The 19165-nt window shown below is 53.1% G+C and carries 15 protein-coding genes and 7 tRNA genes; 20 read left to right on the top strand and 2 right to left on the bottom strand.

Annotation, left to right across the window (positions count from 1 at the left end; genetic code table 11):
* The first annotated feature begins 1 nt into the window (after position 1).
* The 9 genes from ACSIPU_RS08545 (at position 2) to ACSIPU_RS08585 (ending at position 3702) form a co-directional block, all read left to right on the top strand.
* Positions 2-754 carry an HAD-IIA family hydrolase gene (locus tag ACSIPU_RS08545; protein WP_004100215.1) on the top strand — a complete coding sequence of 251 codons (753 nt, stop codon included), beginning with the start codon at positions 2-4 and terminating at the stop codon, positions 752-754.
* Between the two features lie 278 nt (positions 755-1032).
* Positions 1033-2694 carry an asparagine synthase B gene (gene asnB, locus ACSIPU_RS08550; RefSeq protein WP_004100213.1) on the top strand — a complete coding sequence of 554 codons (1662 nt, stop codon included), beginning with the start codon at positions 1033-1035 and terminating at the stop codon, positions 2692-2694.
* Between the two features lie 231 nt (positions 2695-2925).
* A tRNA-Met gene (locus ACSIPU_RS08555) sits at positions 2926-3002 on the top strand.
* Positions 3003-3010: 8 nt separating this feature from the next.
* Positions 3011-3095: transfer RNA gene (locus tag ACSIPU_RS08560), tRNA-Leu, on the top strand.
* 37 nt (positions 3096-3132) lie between these two features.
* Positions 3133-3207: transfer RNA gene (locus tag ACSIPU_RS08565), tRNA-Gln, on the top strand.
* 34 nt (positions 3208-3241) lie between these two features.
* Positions 3242-3316: transfer RNA gene (locus tag ACSIPU_RS08570), tRNA-Gln, on the top strand.
* 21 nt (positions 3317-3337) lie between these two features.
* Positions 3338-3414: transfer RNA gene (locus tag ACSIPU_RS08575), tRNA-Met, on the top strand.
* A gap of 44 nt (positions 3415-3458) precedes the next feature.
* Positions 3459-3533: transfer RNA gene (locus ACSIPU_RS08580), tRNA-Gln, on the top strand.
* Between the two features lie 94 nt (positions 3534-3627).
* Positions 3628-3702: transfer RNA gene (locus tag ACSIPU_RS08585), tRNA-Gln, on the top strand.
* Between the two features lie 109 nt (positions 3703-3811).
* Here the strand turns inward: ACSIPU_RS08585 and ubiF are convergent.
* Positions 3812-4987, bottom strand: a complete 1176-nt coding sequence (gene ubiF / locus ACSIPU_RS08590) for a 3-demethoxyubiquinol 3-hydroxylase (RefSeq protein ID WP_196557902.1) — start codon at positions 4985-4987, stop codon at positions 3812-3814.
* 208 nt (positions 4988-5195) lie between these two features.
* Here ubiF and miaB point away from each other — a divergent pair, with 208 nt between their 5' ends.
* The 11 genes from miaB (at position 5196) to ACSIPU_RS08645 (ending at position 18203) form a co-directional block, all read left to right on the top strand.
* Complete coding sequence (gene miaB, locus ACSIPU_RS08595; RefSeq protein ID WP_004111391.1) at positions 5196-6620, top strand: tRNA (N6-isopentenyl adenosine(37)-C2)-methylthiotransferase MiaB; 1425 nt, start codon at positions 5196-5198, stop codon at positions 6618-6620.
* A 143-nt stretch (positions 6621-6763) separates the two neighbouring features.
* Positions 6764-7810 carry a PhoH family protein gene (locus ACSIPU_RS08600; RefSeq protein WP_004100205.1) on the top strand — a complete coding sequence of 349 codons (1047 nt, stop codon included), beginning with the start codon at positions 6764-6766 and terminating at the stop codon, positions 7808-7810.
* Positions 7807-8274, top strand: coding sequence for an rRNA maturation RNase YbeY (gene ybeY, locus ACSIPU_RS08605; RefSeq protein ID WP_004100202.1), 468 nt, complete (start codon positions 7807-7809; stop codon positions 8272-8274). Before ACSIPU_RS08600 ends, ybeY begins: the two co-directional genes overlap by 4 nt.
* Before the next feature lie 98 nt (positions 8275-8372).
* The gene (gene corC, locus ACSIPU_RS08610) at positions 8373-9251 is read left to right on the top strand and encodes a CNNM family magnesium/cobalt transport protein CorC (RefSeq protein ID WP_017146349.1); all 879 of its coding nucleotides are present in this window, start codon (positions 8373-8375) and stop codon (positions 9249-9251) included.
* 22 nt (positions 9252-9273) lie between these two features.
* Positions 9274-10812, top strand: coding sequence for an apolipoprotein N-acyltransferase (lnt, locus tag ACSIPU_RS08615; RefSeq protein WP_023329448.1), 1539 nt, complete (start codon positions 9274-9276; stop codon positions 10810-10812).
* A gap of 366 nt (positions 10813-11178) precedes the next feature.
* Complete coding sequence (locus ACSIPU_RS08620; protein WP_004100196.1) at positions 11179-12090, top strand: amino acid ABC transporter substrate-binding protein; 912 nt, start codon at positions 11179-11181, stop codon at positions 12088-12090.
* 163 nt (positions 12091-12253) lie between these two features.
* Positions 12254-12994: an amino acid ABC transporter permease gene (locus ACSIPU_RS08625; protein ID WP_004111387.1), complete on the top strand. Its 741-nt coding sequence runs from the start codon at positions 12254-12256 to the stop codon at positions 12992-12994.
* On the top strand, positions 12994-13668 hold the full coding sequence (gene gltK, locus ACSIPU_RS08630) for a glutamate/aspartate ABC transporter permease GltK (protein WP_004100190.1): 675 nt from the start codon (positions 12994-12996) through the stop codon (positions 13666-13668). The genes ACSIPU_RS08625 and gltK overlap by 1 nt, the downstream gene beginning before the upstream one ends.
* Complete coding sequence (locus ACSIPU_RS08635) at positions 13668-14393, top strand: amino acid ABC transporter ATP-binding protein (RefSeq protein ID WP_004100186.1); 726 nt, start codon at positions 13668-13670, stop codon at positions 14391-14393. Before gltK ends, ACSIPU_RS08635 begins: the two co-directional genes overlap by 1 nt.
* A 297-nt stretch (positions 14394-14690) precedes the next feature.
* Positions 14691-16361, top strand: a complete 1671-nt coding sequence (locus ACSIPU_RS08640; RefSeq protein WP_049593398.1) for a ShlB/FhaC/HecB family hemolysin secretion/activation protein — start codon at positions 14691-14693, stop codon at positions 16359-16361.
* Between the two features lie 63 nt (positions 16362-16424).
* Complete coding sequence (locus ACSIPU_RS08645) at positions 16425-18203, top strand: filamentous hemagglutinin N-terminal domain-containing protein (protein WP_049593399.1); 1779 nt, start codon at positions 16425-16427, stop codon at positions 18201-18203.
* A gap of 352 nt (positions 18204-18555) precedes the next feature.
* Here ACSIPU_RS08645 and ACSIPU_RS08650 read toward each other — a convergent pair whose 3' ends face one another.
* Positions 18556-19038, bottom strand: coding sequence for a zinc ribbon-containing protein (locus tag ACSIPU_RS08650; RefSeq protein WP_004100180.1), 483 nt, complete (start codon positions 19036-19038; stop codon positions 18556-18558).
* Between the last annotated feature and the right edge of the window lie 127 nt (positions 19039-19165).

The following is a 19165-nucleotide window of genomic DNA, read 5'->3' on the forward strand; positions in this document are numbered from 1 at the left end:
CATGACCATTCAAAACGTAATTTGTGATATTGACGGCGTGCTGATGCACGACAATGTGGCCGTACCGGGCGCCGCCGAATTCATCAAGCGCATTCTCGAAAAAGAGATGCCGCTGGTGATGCTGACTAACTACCCTTCGCAGACCGGCCAGGACCTGGCGAACCGCTTTGCGACCGCCGGAATTGATGTCCCTGATACTGCCTTTTATACCTCTGCGATGGCCACGGCGGATTTTCTGCGCCGTCAGGAAGGTAAAAAAGCCTATGTGGTCGGCGAAGGCGCGCTGATTCACGAACTGTACAAAGCCGGCTTTACCATCACTGACGTCAATCCTGATTTCGTTATCGTCGGTGAGACCCGCTCCTTTAACTGGGAGATGATGCATAAAGCGGCGTTTTTTGTCGCCAACGGCGCGCGCTTTATCGCCACTAACCCGGATACGCACGGCCGCGGCTACTATCCGGCCTGCGGCGCGCTGTGCGCCGGCATCGAGAAAATCTCCGGGCGTAAGCCGTTCTATGTCGGTAAACCAAGCCCGTGGATCATCCGCTCCGCGCTGAATAAAATGCAGGCGCATTCGGAACAAACGGTTATCGTCGGCGATAATCTGCGCACGGATATTCTGGCGGGCTTCCAGGCCGGTCTGGAAACTATCCTGGTGCTTTCGGGCGTTGCCACGCTCGATGATATCGACAGCATGCCGTTCCGCCCCTCATGGATTTATCCTTCCGTTGCGGAAATTGATATTTTCTGAATAAAACCACGTCTCATGACGTGGTTTTTCTCTTTTAAAGCCCCAAAAAAACCCTTCATCTAATAAAAAAGCCTCATTATTAAATATCATTCAATGAAAGCGCTTAAAACATGCTCTTTTTTCACTATTCAGCAATCGTCATTGCATTATTTCCTTTTCCAGCCGTAAAACCCTTGCGCCCTCCGCCCCTTTGCGGCATTTTCTTAAGCACGCACCAGGGCTTCGCAACGAGACGAAGCCTGCACAACATCAAATAAGACAGGGTAACGGAGAAGGCTATGTGTTCGATTTTTGGCGTACTGGATATTAAAACTGACGCAGGCGAGCTGCGTAAAAAGGCACTGGAGCTCTCCCGCCTGATGCGCCACCGCGGCCCGGACTGGTCCGGCGTCTATGCCTGCGATAAAGCCATTCTGGCGCATGAACGCCTGTCAATCGTTGACGTGAACGCTGGCGCACAGCCGCTGTATAATGCCGCAAAAACGCACGCGCTCGCCGTCAACGGGGAAATCTACAACCATCAGGCGCTGCGCGCGGAATACGGCGATCGCTATGCCTTCCAGACCGGTTCCGACTGCGAAGTCATCCTCGCGCTGTATCAGGAAAAAGGTCCGGACTTCCTCGACGATCTGCAGGGAATGTTTGCTTTCGCGCTCTACGACAGTGAAAAAGACGCGTACCTGATTGGTCGCGACCACATCGGGATTATCCCGCTGTATATGGGCCATGACGAACACGGCAACTTCTACGTCGCTTCAGAAATGAAAGCGCTGGTACCGGTCTGCCGCACGATTAAAGAGTTCCCGGCAGGCAGCTACCTGTGGAGCAAAGATGGCGAAATTCGCCAGTACTATCAGCGCGACTGGTTCGACTATGACGCGGTGAAAGACAACGTCACGGACAAAAACGAACTGCGTCAGGCGCTGGAAGAGTCGGTGAAAAGCCACCTGATGTCCGATGTTCCGTACGGCGTACTGCTCTCCGGCGGCCTGGACTCATCGGTAATTTCCGCTATCACCAAGAAATTTGCCGCCCGCCGCGTCGAGGATCAGGAAAAATCCGAAGCCTGGTGGCCGCAGCTGCACTCCTTCGCCGTTGGGCTGGAAGGCGCCCCCGATCTGAAAGCCGCGCAGGAAGTGGCTAACCATCTGGGTACCGTGCATCACGAGATCCACTTTACGGTCCAGGAAGGGCTGGACGCGATTCGCGATGTTATCTATCACATTGAAACTTACGATGTCACCACCATCCGCGCTTCGACGCCGATGTATCTGATGTCGCGTAAAATCAAAGCGATGGGCATCAAAATGGTGCTCTCCGGCGAGGGTTCTGATGAAGTGTTCGGCGGCTATCTCTATTTCCATAAAGCGCCAAACGCCAAAGAGCTGCACGAAGAGACGGTACGCAAACTGCAGGCGCTGCACATGTTCGACTGCGCCCGTGCGAACAAGGCGATGTCCGCCTGGGGCGTTGAAGCCCGCGTGCCGTTCCTCGATAAGAAGTTCCTTGATGTGGCAATGCGTATCAACCCGCAGGATAAAATGTGCGGCAACGGTAAAATGGAAAAACATATTCTGCGCGAATGTTTTGAATCTTATCTGCCAGCAAGCGTCGCCTGGCGGCAGAAAGAGCAGTTCTCTGACGGCGTCGGTTACAGCTGGATCGACACCTTAAAAGAGGTGGCCGCTGAACAAATTTCCGATCAGCAGTTGGAAACGGCCAGCTTCCGCTTCCCGTACAACACGCCATCGTCGAAAGAAGCCTATCTGTATCGTGAGATCTTTGAAGAGCTCTTCCCGGTACCGAGCGCCGCAGAATGCGTGCCTGGCGGCCCGTCCGTCGCCTGCTCCTCCGCAAAAGCGATCGAGTGGGATGAATCTTTCAAAAAAATGAACGATCCGTCCGGACGCGCGGTGGGCGTACACCAGTCGGCCTACTAAGCCTCGTTTTTTGCCAAACGGACTCTTCGGAGTCCGTTTTTACTTTGAGCCTTATTTAAGCCGCTAAAAACGATAAATAACCAATAATTGCCGATTATTGCGCCACGCTGTTCGCAACCTAACCAAACAGTTACTTTCAGCCCATTTTCAATGAAAAAGAGGTTGACGCTTCAAAGCTCAATACGCATAATGCGCCCCGCAACGCCGATAAGGTAACGCGAAAAAAAAGATGGCTACGTAGCTCAGCTGGTTAGAGCACATCACTCATAATGATGGGGTCACAGGTTCGAATCCCGTCGTAGCCACCATCTTTTTTGCGGGAGTGGCGAAATTGGTAGACGCACCAGATTTAGGTTCTGGCGCCGCAAGGTGTGCGAGTTCAAGTCTCGCCTCCCGCACCATTTACTCGTTCGCGTTGTAAGTAAAAGTTTTTTTTGTTGGGGTATCGCCAAGCGGTAAGGCACCGGTTTTTGATACCGGCATTCCCTGGTTCGAATCCAGGTACCCCAGCCATATTTTCGATGTTTGCGGTTAACCGCGACGGTATTGGGGTATCGCCAAGCGGTAAGGCACCGGTTTTTGATACCGGCATTCCCTGGTTCGAATCCAGGTACCCCAGCCATCGAAAATAGAATACGTATCTGGCTACGTAGCTCAGCTGGTTAGAGCACATCACTCATAATGATGGGGTCACAGGTTCGAATCCCGTCGTAGCCACCATATCAAGGAATTATTGATTCAGTTCGATAAATCCAGAAAGAAATTGGGGTATCGCCAAGCGGTAAGGCACCGGATTCTGATTCCGGCATTCCGAGGTTCGAATCCTCGTACCCCAGCCAATTTCAAAAGACGCTCGCTTCAGAGGAGCGCTTGTTGAAGTCTCTCCAGGCTGTGATTAAGTCTGACTTCAGCACAAGATAGCCAAAATAAAATTGGGGTATCGCCAAGCGGTAAGGCACCGGATTCTGATTCCGGCATTCCGAGGTTCGAATCCTCGTACCCCAGCCAATAAATAGCAAAAAGCTCGCTTCGGCGAGCTTTTTGCGTTCTGGTATTTCGGCGATACCGGCGGAACTTCCCGACCCGGCCGCATCTACGGCAGCCGGGCCGCTCAACGTTACAACCCCAACGCGTATTTCAACGCCTGACGCTTCAGTCCGCCAGCGCGCTCGGCCGCCATCAGCCCAATATTTCTCAGTATCCGCACCGGTGGCAAATCGTTGCTAAATCCGGCGTAAAACAGATCCATCCCCGACTGCATAATAAAATTGTCCGCCTGACGGCGCGTCTGGTAGCGCTTGAGCACCGGTAGGCTGGCCCACTCTTCGCCGTGGGTTTTTGCCCTGGCCAGGACATCCAGCAGCGCATCGACATCGCGATAGCCCAGATTGACCCCCTGCCCCGCCAGCGGATGAATGGTGTGCGCAGCATCGCCCACCAGCGCCAGCCCAGGTTTGGCATACTGCAATGCATGGCGACGGGTCAACGGAAACGCGCCCGCGCTTAGCGGCGTCATCTCTCCCAGCCGCGCCGGGAAGTGGCGAATAATTTCCTGCTGTAGCTGAGCCATGCTCATGCCCTGCAGCTGGCGAATCCTCGCCGGCGTGTCGTACCACACCAGCGAAGCCCAATGGTCGAACAGCGGTAAAAACGCCCGTGGCCCCGCAGGGGTGAACTGCTGCCAGGTACTATCGCCGGGATCCTCCGCGCACTGCACGCTGATTAACATACAGGATTGTTGGTACTGCCAGGCATGGATACCGATTCCTGCCAGCTGCCGCACCTGTGAACTGGCGCCGTCCGCGCCCACCACCAGCCGCGCATCAAGCTGGCTGCCATCGGTCAGCGTGACCGAAGCGTGCGTCTCTGCGCGACGCATCTCCTGAAGCGATGTGCCCACCCGCAGGGAGATGTTCTCGTGGGTCTCCAGCGCCTGCCATAGGGCACGCTGCAGGACGTTATTCTCTACCATATAGCCCAGTTCCGGCAGCTTCAGCTCCGCGGCGTTAAACACCACATGCGCGCTTTCCCACTCCCAGGTCTCGAGCTGGCGATAGGCATGGGCGCGCATGGACCGCACGCTATCCCAGACGCCCAGGCCTCTCAGCAGCCCTACCGATGAGGCGCCGATCGCCGAAATACGCACGTCAGGCGTGGAAGAAGCGTCAAAAGCCGGCGGCGCGTTTTTTTCAATGACCGTCACCGTAAAGCCCTGCTGCGCCAGGCCTAGCGCCAGGGCGCCGCCGACCATCCCGCCGCCAACGATAACGACATCTGTTGCATGAATTGTCATGGCTATTATCCTTAAACCCGAATCTCCTCAGTTTACCGGATTTTTATTCGGCTTGCGGTGATTACGGTCGTACTGGTCAGGGCGCGGTCAAAGCATTACAATACGCGCCCTGCAATCCTGGCTTTATATCCGTCACCCTTCACATTGCAGAGCAACATCCGGTGAAGACGCTGACTTTGGGTATACCTAATTAAGCATGAGCAAGTCGATGACAAAAAAACTCCATATTAAAACCTGGGGCTGTCAGATGAACGAATACGATTCATCAAAGATGGCCGATCTGCTGGATGCCACCCACGGGTATCAACTCACCGAAGTGGCGGAAGAAGCGGATGTGCTGCTGCTCAATACCTGCTCAATCCGTGAGAAGGCTCAGGAAAAAGTTTTCCATCAGCTAGGACGCTGGAAGCTGTTAAAAGAGAAGAACCCCAACCTGATCATTGGCGTTGGCGGCTGCGTGGCTTCTCAGGAAGGCGATCATATTCGCCAGCGCGCCCACTATGTCGATATTATTTTTGGGCCGCAGACCCTGCACCGTCTGCCGGAAATGATCAACTCGGTACGAGGCAACCGCAGCCCGGTCGTCGATATCAGCTTCCCGGAAATCGAAAAGTTCGACCGCCTGCCGGAACCGCGCGCCGAAGGCCCAAGCGCCTTTGTTTCCATCATGGAAGGCTGCAATAAGTACTGCACCTACTGCGTGGTGCCTTACACCCGCGGTGAGGAAGTGAGCCGCCCAAGCGACGATATCCTGTTTGAAATCGCCCAGCTTGCGGCTCAGGGCGTACGTGAAGTCAACCTGCTCGGGCAGAACGTGAACGCCTGGCGCGGGGAAAACTACGACGGCACCACCGGTAGCTTTGCCGATCTCCTGCGTCTGGTTGCGGCGATCGACGGTATCGACCGGATCCGCTTTACCACCAGCCACCCCATCGAGTTCACCGACGATATCATCGAGGTTTACCGCGATACGCCGGAGCTGGTCAGCTTCCTGCACCTGCCGGTACAGAGCGGTTCCGACCGCGTGCTGAACCTGATGGGCAGAACCCATACGGCGCTGGAATATAAAGCGATTATCCGTAAACTGCGCGCGGCGCGTCCGGATATTCAGATCAGCTCCGACTTCATCGTCGGCTTCCCTGGCGAAACCACCCAGGATTTCGAGCAGACCATGAAGCTGATTGCCGATGTGAATTTCGACATGAGCTACAGCTTCATCTTCTCCGCGCGTCCGGGAACGCCGGCGGCCGATATGGTCGACGATGTACCGGAAGAGGATAAGAAGCAGCGTCTGTATATTCTGCAGGAGCGCATCAACCAGCAGGCGATGGCCTGGAGCCGCCGTATGCTCGGCACCGTGCAGCGCATTCTGGTGGAAGGCACCTCACGCAAGAGCATCATGGAGCTGTCTGGCCGCACCGAGAATAACCGCGTGGTGAACTTCGAAGGCTCGCCTGAGATGATCGGTAAGTTTGTTGATGTCGAGATCACCGACGTCTGGACAAACTCCCTGCGCGGTAAAGTAGTGCGCACCGAGGACGAAATGGGTCTGCGTATCGCGGAAACCCCGGAGTCGGTGATTGCCCGTACCCGTAAAGAAAACGATTTGGGCGTCGGCATCTACCAGCCATAATCCGTTCAGGCCTGCCGCTCCGGCAGGCCTTGTATTTCCTCTCCTGAACCCAATATCTACAGCGATGCTTGCGCCATATTCCGATGACGTGAATAATTTCCTGACCGGCTACCCTCCGGCTATCAATGTATAAGAGGAACAGTTTGAATACAGACACTCGCGAAATCACCCTTGAGCCCGCGGACAACGCCCGTCTGCTGAGCCTGTGCGGCCCGTTTGATGACAACATTAAACAGCTGGAACGCCGTCTCGGCATCGAGATTAACCGTCGTGACAACCACTTTAAACTGACCGGCCGGCCGATTTGCGTCACCGCAGCGGCGGATATCCTGCGCAGTCTGTACGTTGATACCGCACCGATGCGCGGCGAAATTCAGGATATTGAACCGGAACAAATTCATCTGGCGATCAAAGAAGCCCGCGTGCTGGAGCAGAGCGCCGAAAGCGTGCCGGATTACGGCAAGGCCGTGAATATCAAAACCAAGCGTGGCGTGATTAAGCCGCGTACGCCGAATCAGGCGCAGTACATCGCCAATATTCTTGACCATGATATTACCTTCGGCGTCGGCCCTGCCGGGACCGGGAAAACCTACCTGGCGGTCGCCGCAGCGGTAGACGCGCTGGAGCGCCAGGAGATCCGCCGTATTCTTCTGACCCGTCCGGCGGTTGAGGCCGGCGAAAAACTGGGCTTCCTGCCCGGCGATCTGAGCCAGAAAGTGGACCCGTACCTGCGGCCGCTGTACGACGCGCTGTTTGAGATGCTCGGCTTCGAGAAAGTTGAAAAGCTGATTGAGCGCAACGTGATTGAAGTCGCGCCGCTGGCCTATATGCGCGGCCGTACGCTGAACGATGCGTTCATCATTCTTGATGAAAGCCAGAACACCACCATCGAACAGATGAAAATGTTCCTGACTCGTATCGGCTTTAACTCTAAGGCGGTCATTACCGGCGACGTCACACAGATTGACCTGCCGCGCAGCACCAAATCGGGCCTGCGCCACGCAATTGAAGTGCTGGCAGAAGTCGATGAGATTAGCTTCAACTTCTTCCATAGCGAAGACGTGGTGCGCCATCCGGTGGTTGCCCGTATCGTTAACGCCTATGAAGCCTGGGAAGAAGCAGACCAGAAACGTAAAGCAGAGCTGGCCGCCGAGCGCAAACGCGAAGCCCAGGAACAGGAGCATAAATGAGTCAGGTCATTCTCGATTTACAGCTGGCTTGCGAAGATAACAGCGGAATGCCGGATGAAGCCCTGTTTCAGCGCTGGGTCGATAGCGTTATTCCGCAGTTCCAGGAGGAGTCGGAACTCACGATTCGGCTGGTTGATGAAGCGGAAAGCCACGAGCTGAACCTGACCTATCGTGGGAAAGATAAACCGACTAACGTGCTCTCTTTCCCCTTCGAAGCGCCGCCCGGCATCGAAATGCCGCTGCTTGGCGATCTGGTCATCTGTCGTCAGGTGGTCGAGCAGGAAGCGCAAGAGCAAGGTAAACCGCTGGAGGCGCACTGGGCGCATATGGTCGTCCACGGTAGCCTGCATCTTTTGGGCTATGACCATATTATTGATGAAGAAGCGGAAGAGATGGAATCCCTCGAAACGGAGATAATGCTTGCTCTGGGCTATGAGGATCCGTACATTGCCGAGAAGGAATAACCTGTTGCCGGCTTTGCCGGCGACTGGCCGCTATGCCGGGCGCTGAGTATACGCGTGACGAGCGACTATTTAACCAACATGAGAACCCATACGACGCCATGAGCGACGACAATTCACACAGTAGCGACACAGTAAACAGCAAAAAGGGATTCTTCTCCCTGTTACTCAGCCAGCTTTTTCACGGGGAACCGAAAAACCGTGATGAACTGCTGGCGCTGATCCGTGATTCCGGGCAAAACGACCTTATCGACGAAGATACGCGCGATATGCTCGAAGGGGTAATGGATATCGCCGACCAGCGCGTCCGCGACATCATGATCCCCCGCTCGCAGATGATTACCCTGAAACGCAACCAGACGCTGGACGAGTGCCTCGATGTGATCATCGAATCCGCCCACTCGCGTTTCCCGGTGATCAGCGAAGACAAAGATCACATCGAAGGGATTCTGATGGCCAAAGATCTGCTGCCGTTTATGCGCAGCGATGCTGAAGCCTTCAGCATGGAAAAAGTGTTGCGCCCGGCGGTTGTCGTGCCCGAAAGCAAGCGGGTTGACCGCATGCTGAAGGAGTTCCGCTCCCAGCGTTATCATATGGCTATCGTTATCGATGAGTTTGGCGGCGTCTCGGGTCTGGTGACCATTGAAGATATCCTTGAGCTGATCGTCGGTGAGATAGAAGACGAATATGACGAAGAAGAAGATATCGATTTCCGTCAGCTGAGCCGCCATACGTGGACGGTACGCGCGCTGGCCTCAATCGAAGACTTCAACGAAGCCTTCAGCACCCACTTCAGCGATGAAGAGGTTGATACCATCGGTGGTCTGGTGATGCAGGCCTTTGGTCATCTGCCTGCCCGCGGCGAGTCTATCGACATTGATGGTTACCAATTCAAGGTCGCAATGGCCGACAGCCGACGTATTATTCAGGTACACGTAAAGCTTCCTGATGATGCCCCGCAGCCGAAGCTGGAAGACTAATCCAACGGGACGATTAACCTAAATGGTATTTGCCTCTCTCATTGAACGCCAGCGCGTACGCCTGCTGCTGGCGCTTTTATTCGGAGCCAGCGGAACGCTGGCTTTTTCACCTTATGACATCTGGCCGGCGGCGATTATTTCATTAATCGGCCTGCAGGGCTTAACCCTCAACCGCCGTCCTGTGCAAAGCGCCGCGATCGGCTATTTCTGGGGCTTAGGGCTGTTCGGCTCCGGTATTAACTGGGTCTACGTGAGTATCGCGCAGTTCGGCGGTATGCCCGGGCCGGTCAACGTTTTCCTGGTCGTTCTGCTGGCCGCCTATCTCTCTCTGTACACCGGATTATTTGCCGGTATTCTTTCGCGCCTGTGGCCAAAAACCAGCTGGGTACGCGTTGCCATCGCCGCCCCGGTGATATGGCAGGTTACCGAGTTTCTGCGCGGCTGGGTGCTGACCGGCTTTCCGTGGTTACAGTTTGGCTACAGCCAGATCGACGGTCCGCTCAAAGGGCTGGCGCCCGTTATGGGCGTCGAGGCGATTAACTTCCTGCTGATGATCGTCAGCGGTTTGCTGATACTGGCTATCGTGCAGCGCAGCTGGAAGCCGCTGGTCGCTGCCGTCGTGCTGTTCGCCCTGCCCTTCCCGCTGCGCTATATTCAGTGGTATCAGCTGCTGCCGGAGCGCGCGACCACGGTTTCGCTGGTACAGGGAGATATCCCCCAGGCGATGAAATGGGACCAGGATCAGCTACTCAATACCCTGAAAACCTATCTGGATCTCACCCAGCCGCATATGGGCAAATCGCAGCTGATCGTCTGGCCGGAGTCGGCGATACCGGATCTGGAAATTAATCAGCAGCGCTTCCTCAGTATGATGGATGACCTGATGCGGTCGAAAAACAGCTCGCTGATTACCGGCATCGTCGACGCGCGCCTGAACGCGCGTAATCGCTACGATACTTACAACACCATTATTACGCTGGGCAAAGATAACCCGTACAGCTACGACTCAAAGAATCGCTACAACAAGAACCATCTGGTGCCGTTTGGCGAGTTTGTGCCGCTGGAATCGATTCTGCGTCCGCTGGCGCCATTCTTTGATCTGCCAATGTCCTCTTTCAGCCGCGGTCCGTACGTACAGCCGCAGCTGGTGGCGCATAACATGCGACTGACGGCGGCTATCTGCTACGAGATCATCCTTGGCGAGCAGGTGCGGGATAACTTCCGCCCGGACACGGATTTTCTGCTAACCATCTCTAACGACGCGTGGTTCGGCAAATCTATCGGCCCGTGGCAGCATTTCCAGATGGCGCGTATGCGCGCGCTGGAGCTGGCCCGTCCGCTACTGCGTAGCACCAATAACGGCATAACCGCGGTCATCGGCCCGCGCGGTGAAATTCAGGCAATGATCCCGCAGTTCACCCGCGCCGTGTTAACCAGCAAAGTGACCCCAACGACAGGACTGACGCCGTACGCTCGTACGGGAAACTGGCCGCTGTGGGCGTTAACCATCCTGTTCGGTTTTGGCGCCCTGCTGATGAGTCTGCGCCAGCGCCGTCAATAATTCCTCCTTTCTCTTCTACCGCGGCGGCTTTCGTCGCCGCGATCATCTCTTCCTTTCGTTGCATATTGGCACGGCCATTGCTTAATAAATTCCCGTAGCAACGCGATCCTGAGGGGTACAACCCGGTTGCACCACCACAGATCATCAGGTAGCGCTATTTTGGTGCAATGGGGGATTTTTGCCTTTAAATGGTGCGGTGCGCCTCGCAAAAACCAACAATATAGCAGCAAAATCTTTACATTAAGCCAAACTAAATGCTAACAAACACATACAAATGCTGCACACAAAGACGGCAGCCATAAAAAGCACACACATTCACAATGGGTATCAATAGCGTTTAACGACGCTGAGGATAAGGAGTCGGATATGCAATTACGTAAACTGGCCGCAGCAATGCTGGTCATGGGACTGACCGCCGGCGCGGCGCAGGCAGAAGACGCAGCAGCAACCACCGGCCAGAGCACTCTGGATAAAATTGCCAAAAACGGCGTCATCGTCGTTGGTCACCGTGAATCATCCGTTCCATTTTCTTACTATGACAACAAGCAGCAGGTCGTAGGCTACTCCCAGGACTACTCAAATGCGATCGTTGATGCCATCAAGAAAAAGCTGAACAAACCGGATCTGCAGGTGAAGCTGATCCCGGTTACGTCTCAAAACCGTATCCCGCTGCTGCAAAACGGTACCTATGATTTCGAATGCGGTTCCACCACCAACAACCTTGAACGTCAGAAACAGGCGGCCTTCTCCGACACCATTTTCGTTGTCGGTACCCGTCTGCTGGTGAAAAAAGGCGGCGCGATTAAGGACTTTCCGGACCTGAAGGATAAAGCCGTCGTCGTCACCTCCGGAACTACCTCCGAAATTCTGCTGCATAAGCTGAATGACGAGAAAAAAATGAACATGCGCATTATCAGTGCTAAAGATCACGGCGACTCTTTCCGTACCCTGGAAAGCGGACGCGCGGTGGCCTTTATGATGGATGACGCGCTGCTGGCGGGCGAACGGGCGAAGGCGAAGAAGCCGGATAATTGGGAGATCGTCGGCACGGCGCAATCTCAGGAAGCTTACGGCTGTATGCTGCGTAAAGACGATCCGCAGTTCAAAACGCTGGTTGATGAGACGGTAGCCCAGGCGCAGACCTCCGGTGAAGCCGAAAAATGGTTCGACAAGTGGTTTAAAAATCCTATTCCGCCAAAAAACCTGAATATGAATTTTGAACTCTCTGACGAAATGAAAGCGCTGTTCAAATCACCTAACGACAAAGCTCTTAACTAATTAAAAAAACAAGGGGCAGGAACTCCTGCCCTCCCGATTGTTGCTACGGCGCGGACAGACTATACGGCGGCTGGTCGTTCCCCAGCGGCCGCGAATACCGAAACAGGCTGAGCAATAATCTTCGAGGGTAGCGCTGCTACCCTTTTTTTTCCAGGAGTCATGTATGTCAATAGACTGGAACTGGGGGATATTCCTGCAACAGGCCCCGTTCGGCAATACTACCTATTTAGGCTGGCTATGGAGTGGTTTTCAGGTCACCGTTACGCTGTCGGTCACGGCCTGGATTATCGCCTTCTTCGTAGGCTCGCTATTCGGTATTCTCCGTACCGTCCCTAATCGTCTACTCTCGACTATCGGTACCTGTTACGTTGAGCTGTTCCGTAACGTTCCGCTTATCGTGCAGTTTTTCACCTGGTATCTGGTGGTGCCTGAACTGCTGCCGGAAAATATCGGCATGTGGTTTAAGTCCGAGCTGGACCCTAATATTCAGTTTTTCGTTTCTTCGATGCTGTGTCTGGGATTATTTACCGCCGCTCGCGTCTGCGAACAGGTTCGTTCCGGCATCCAGTCCCTGCCGCGCGGCCAGAAAAATGCCGGGCTGGCGATGGGGCTGACGCTTCCGCAAACCTATCGTTACGTGCTGCTGCCCAACGCCTACCGCGTTATCGTGCCGCCAATGACCTCTGAAATGATGAACCTGGTGAAAAACTCGGCCATCGCTTCCACCATTGGACTTGCCGATATGGCCGCGCAGGCGGGTAAACTGCTGGACTACTCGGCCCATGCCTGGGAATCGTTTACCGCCATCACCCTCGCCTACGTCTTTATCAACGCCGTCATCATGCTGATCATGTACGTGGTCGAACGTAAGGTCCGCCTGCCGGGCAATATGGGGGGTAAATAATGTACGATTTTGACTGGAGTTCTATTATCCCTTCCATGCCATACCTGCTGGCTGGACTGGTCATCACGTTAAAAATCACCGTGACCGCGATTGTTATCGGGATTGTCTGGGGGACGATTCTGGCCGTGATGCGCCTGTCGAGTTTCCTGCCGCTGGCGTGGTTTGCCAAAACTTACGTTAACGTCTTCCGTTCTATTCCGCTGGTAATGGTACTGCTGTGGTTTTATCTGATTGTCCCGGGTTTCCTGCAGAACGTGCTTGGCCTGTCGCCGAAAACCGATATCCGGCTGATTTCGGCGATGATCGCCTTTTCCATGTTTGAAGCGGCTTACTACTCGGAAATCATTCGTGCCGGTATTCAGAGTATCTCCCGCGGCCAGTCCAGCGCTGCGCTGGCGCTGGGCATGACCCACTGGCAATCTATGAAGCTGGTGATCCTGCCGCAGGCGTTTCGCGCCATGGTACCGCTGCTGCTGACTCAGGGCATCGTCCTGTTCCAGGATACCTCACTGGTTTATGTCCTGAGCCTGGCCGACTTTTTCCGCACCGCCTCGACGATTGGCGAACGTGACGGAACCCAGGTGGAGATGGTGCTGTTCGCAGGCGCCGTATATTTTGTTATTAGCCTCAGCGCATCGCTGTTGGTCAGCTGGTTGAAGAAAAGGACTGTGTAATGATTACCCTGAAAAATGTTTCAAAATGGTATGGTCACTTTCAGGTGCTGACCGATTGCTCCACGGAAGTGAAAAAAGGCGAAGTGGTGGTGGTCTGTGGGCCTTCGGGTTCGGGTAAATCAACGCTGATTAAAACCGTCAACGGCCTGGAGCCCATCCAGCAAGGTCAAATCATCGTCGACGGCACCACCGTCAACGATAAAAAGACCAATCTCGCCAAACTGCGCTCGCGGGTCGGGATGGTATTCCAGCATTTCGAGCTGTTCCCGCACTTATCGATTATTGATAACCTCACCCTGGCGCAGGTTAAGGTGCTCAATCGCGATAAAGCAGCTTCTCGAGCAAAAGGGCTAAAGCTGCTGGAACGCGTGGGGCTTTCCGCCCATGCTGAAAAATTCCCCGCTCAGCTCTCGGGCGGCCAACAGCAGCGCGTGGCCATCGCTCGCGCGCTGTGCATGGACCCCATCGCCATGCTGTTTGATGAACCCACTTCCGCGCTTGACCCTGAGATGATTAATGAAGTGCTGGACGTCATGGTTGAACTGGCGAATGAAGGGATGACCATGATGGTGGTTACTCATGAAATGGGCTTTGCGCGTAAGGTCGCCAACCGGGTCATCTTTATGGATGAAGGTAAAATAGTCGAAGACGCCGATAAAGAAGCGTTTTTTGCTAACCCGCAATCAGAACGCGCCAAAGACTTCCTCGCCAAAATTCTGCACTAGGTTCTGCGGCGCGCACGATATCACCGTGCGCGCCCGCAGCCCTTCCCCTTTCAATCGCTTCATCTCAAGGCGTCAGCTTCACAACGTGAAGTAAATATTTCACAAAGAATTCAGGGGCCGGTGAATGGATAAACCGCCACGGCATCGTTAGCATACAGCCTCTCGTAATAATCCCCCCGGAGTATGAATTATTTAAAAATAATATTTCAATCGACTTGCTATACGTCGCTGGCTATTTCCGACCGCGCATAGCTATTAATAATAATCTCACTCAATGAAACAAACGGATATTGCTTCATGTGGACTAATACCAACAGCCTGGCCATTATTTTGTGTTTAAATCTGCTCACCTGTTTTACTGCCCGCGCGGGTATTGAGGCCGCAACGGTAAACCAGGTTGAACAGGATAAAGCCCGTGAAAGCGCATTAATGCCCCATCAGCAGCAATACCAATCCTCTCGTAGCCATGTAAAAACGCAAACTTTAATATTTCCCGAAGAAGCGACCTGCAGATATATCACGCAAGTTGATATTGCCTCCGAGGACAAAGCAAAAACCACCGCCCTCCTCGGAAAGATCGCCTCCCAGGCGATTGGCCATTGTTTAGGTGTGGAAGGAATTCGTCTGCTGACGACCGCTTTGCAAAATGAGCTGATAACGCAAGGGTATATCACTTCCCTGATCGATGTTCCGTCCCAGTCATTAGAAGGCGGCATTCTGAAGATAACGCTTGTTTATGGCAAAACGGGGCATATTGCTTTTGCGCCGAATAGCGCCACGACGAACCTGTGGACCTCGATGCCCACGCATACCGGTAAGATCCTGCGCCTTAGCGATCTTGAACAAGGAATGGCTAACCTGCAACGCCAGCCTGGCGCCAGCGCCCATATGAAACTGCGGCCGGGGGAACATATCGGCGAGAGCGATATTGAAATCGCCCGCGTAACGGATAAACAGTGGCAGGTTGGCGCCTGGCTTGATGATGCCGGTAGCCGCGCCAGCGGGCGCTATCAGGGCGGCGGCGCGCTGTACCTGTACGATTTATCCTCACTGAACGATATTCTGTCCATCTCGGCAGGCGGCGACGTTGAATTCAACCAGCACAACGACGGCAACCATAACGGCAACCTTTACTACTCCGTACCTTTTGGTTACTGGTCATTGAGCATGTACGGCTCCTACAGCCAGTACCGCCAGCTGTTTAAAGGAAGATGGTCAAGCATCGATTATAAAAGTAAAAACCGTTATTACAGCGCGACCCTTAGCCGCCTGCTTTCACACACCCGACAGCAAAAAACGACCGCCGATCTGCGCATAGCGAAAAGCAGTTCACACTACTTTTTTGGCGGCGATGAGCTTTACGTCATGCGCAAACAGAATCCGGTCTGGGAATTAACCCTGCGCCACCAGCGCTATTTTAACAATAAAATTGTTGACGCCAGCGTGGGTATTCAGCGCAGCCTGCCGTGGCTCAGCTCCGTGCCTACGCCAGAGGAAAAAGCCGGTTTATACAGCCGCCATTCGCGCGTCGTGCATGCCGATATTCAGGCATTAATGCAGTTTGCCGCAACCGGCGATAAATTTAGCTGGATGCCGCGTTTCCATGCCCAGTTCAGCCCGGATATATTATCTTCGGACAACCAGTTTAATATCGGCAATCGCTGGACGATTCGCGGTTTTGACGGCGAAAATACGCTATCGGCCAATCAGGGCTGGTACTGGCGTAACGATTTTAGCTGGAATATGCCTACTGCCGACCGGCAGTTATATCTTGGACTCGATTTCGGCAGAATCATCGGCAACGAGCGCGCGCGGCAAGGGAAAAGCCTTTCTGGCGCAGTCGGCGGGATCCGTGGAGAAATAGTATCAACGCAATATGACTTTTTTATCGGCACGCCTATCAGTAAACCTGATGACTTTCATAGCGATGCCATGAATATGGGCTTTTCATTACAGTGGAGGTATTAGTTTTCATCCGCGCATTACTGCTATTTACTGATTCATCTTTTTATATTTAAAGGAATAAATTACATGTTTAAATTCAAGGTTTCCTATGTTGCGCTGGCGGCAGCGCTAAGCTCATCCGTTGTTTATGCCGACCCGTCAAGCTATACGCATAGGTCAGGGGCAAATGTTATTGATATTGAAGCGCCTAATGCCGCAGGCGTCTCGCATAACTTATATCGCGAATTCAACGTCGGCCCTAACGGCACTATTTTAAACAACAGCGCCAGCGACGTGAACCACAGCACTCACGGTAATATCGCAAAGAATAATAATCTGACCAACGGCAGCGCTTCCGTTATTTTGAATGAAGTCACCTCCAATAAAATGAGTAACCTGCAGGGCTTTATCGAAGTTAACGGGCAAAAAGCCGATGTCGTGATCGCCAACCCCAACGGCATCACCTGCTCCGGGTGCAGTTTTATCAACACCAACAAAACGGTACTCACCACAGGCCAGGTCAACCTGAGCGATACCGGGGCGATTGATAGCTATACGGTCACACAAGGGAAAATCACCATCGGTGATAAAGGTATGAACGCATCCACTAACTATGCCGCCCTGCTTGCGGATGCCATTGCGATTAACGGCACCGTGACCGCCGCCAGTGCAGCCGTCGGCGCGGGCAATTTTACGTATAATAACCAGACCGGGGAAATGAACTCCCTGGGTAAAACAGCAACGGTTATGCAGATGATCTTTCCAGAATACAGCATTGATATCAGCAACCTGGGCGGTATCAAGGCCAATAGTATTAGCATGGTGGGTAATACCTTAGGTCTTGGCGTGCGTAATAAAGGCACTATTACCGCAAATGCCGCGCTCGCCATGACCAGCTATGGTTCTCTGGTTAATGAAGGTTCCATCAACACGAACGGCCTTATGGCTAAAATGGCATCTTTGGGCGATATGAAAAATACAGGTACAATTAATAGTACTGCTTACGTTACGCAGCTCAGTAGTGTGGGCACCCTGACCAATGAAGGCACAATTGCCAGTAGTAAACAGATTGCCATCAGCGCGACCGGCGATCTTGTTAACGCCGGCACGATGAAGGGAACGCAATTGTTATCCGTAGCCAGCGGGGGCAATCTCACCACCCGTAAGGGCTCAAATACCGTTTCCGATGGTCAGTTAGCGGTTTCCGCCAACAATATTGACAACGCGGGTTCAATGCGCGGCAATATAACCTACGTCGAATTCAGCGGCGATAAACTCAAAGTCACCGGTGAGCTCCGGGGTCATTCCACTCTGACCGTGCAATCTAAAAAGGATGACAAAGTCAATTCGGGGTTAATTTATAACACAGGAAGTATTTCCGGTAATGATGTAACGATTATCACTAACGGAAATTTGGATCAGGAGGGTAATATTATTGGTCAAAACTCGTTATCGATTAAAACTAATGTTTTAGACAATGTTTATTATATTTATGGGAAGTCACTAAATATTGAAAGTAATTATGTTCGCAACAGAGCAACAATCGATGGCTATAATAACACTATTAGCGCGGCCAACGGCATTCTTAATGAAGGGCAAATCTCTGCGAGCGGAGATTTGACTCTGAATACGCTAAATCACGCTAATATCACCAACTACAACACCATCAAAGCCAATGGTTCTCTCACCATGACCACAGGAACTGTTAAAAATGGCGGCTACCGCTGCGGCTTTTTAAATCTGGCAACCTGCGGTAAAGGCTCTATTTCCGCTAACAAGCTGGTCCTTAACTCTTATCATAACTATGCCTCTGAAATGGGCGGGCAACAACAGTATAAATATGCTGAAATAAATACTATTCGTTAAAAAATAAGCGATGCGCTGGTAACGGCGCATCGCCAATAATTAACCACAACAGGCCACGCCTTGCATCAGGCAAAGCCCATCCACCTTTAGCAAGCGATCGCCATCGTCACCTCGTGCATCGAGCATCTTATTGCAAACTAATTGGGTCAATAGAATATGCGGTGATACCTGCGATGGGCTGCACGATAATCCGTAGCTGAGTGAAAAAATGTGTAGCAAACCAGTTGAGATAAAAAAGATGAACGACGTATTCTTAAAACGGAAGCCAATATAACTTATATTGGCTAAAAAATTTACAATTAATCATTTTTAATCGGGCCCGATGCAATAATTATGCACCAGACCCGATCGATCAGGGCTCGAATGGACGACGCTGGAACTGATCGTGCCCGCATTTTGGACAACGCGGCAGCACGTCCGGCGTATAAACCGGCAGATGATAATGACACTTCTCACAAACCAGATTGCCGAGTCCAACCACTTCGCCGCTGTGATAAACGCCGTGGTGGCTGAGATCCTGGAAGACTTCGCGCCACTCAAGCTGGGTTTTGTCAGTGATATCCGCCAGCTCCTGCCACAGACTCTCCTTAATCACGCGCATAAAGACGCTATCGGTGAGCTCCTCCTGGCTCTCTTCATAGCTGAGCGCAAACTCTTCCAGATCGCGTCTGACGGCGCGAATGACGTTGTCGATTTCACTCTGCGTTAACTCGCCGGACTGGCTAATTCTTACCCTGGCCTGCTCCACCAGCGCATCGATATCGCGTTCTCCATTGCGTAACCGCTCGCTGAGCGTCGACACCAGCTCTCGGTAAAACTGAGCTACCTTGTTCATCTTTTCGCCTCCGGTGTGGTTAACTTCTTCTAATGATAGACGTTATCTGCGCATAGCTCTGCCCGTCATGCCACAGAGTCGCGAAATATTCTCTGGCGCTTTCCTCGCGGTAAGTGTGTGAAAGGCT

Source organism: Klebsiella sp. HN106 (assembly GCF_051209435.1).
In the GTDB taxonomy this organism is placed as follows: Bacteria; Pseudomonadota; Gammaproteobacteria; order Enterobacterales; family Enterobacteriaceae; genus Klebsiella; species Klebsiella oxytoca.